General features: G+C 57.0%; 1 pseudogene. It reads right to left on the bottom strand.

Annotation, left to right across the window (positions count from 1 at the left end):
* Positions 1-286, bottom strand: a pseudogene (locus AAC854_RS24815) (IS66 family transposase); the annotation flags it as partial.

Raw genomic sequence — 286 nt, 5'->3', positions numbered from 1 at the left:
ACTGATCCGCCCCTGCGCTTCAGAGATAAGGCCCGTGGAAAAGTGGATGCCATAAGTGTCCCGGATCAGGCGCTGTATCTTACTGATGCTCAGAGGGTATTGTCCCGACAGGACCGCCATCTGGCTCATCAAACAGGGCCCCAGTTGTCCGGAAGGCGCATCGTCGGGTAACGCGGCCCGGACGGTGTGATGACAACGCTGACAGCGGCCATGAAACAGTTGATATTCGGTGATATCCAGGGCGATTTTGGGCAGTTCGAACACCTGATGACGATAGGTCGGGGTC

Source organism: Xenorhabdus entomophaga, assembly GCF_037996725.1.
GTDB classification, from domain to species: Bacteria; Pseudomonadota; Gammaproteobacteria; order Enterobacterales; family Enterobacteriaceae; genus Xenorhabdus; species Xenorhabdus khoisanae.
The sequence above is the reverse complement of the archived record's forward strand: the minus strand, read 5'-3'. Positions and strand labels throughout refer to the sequence as shown.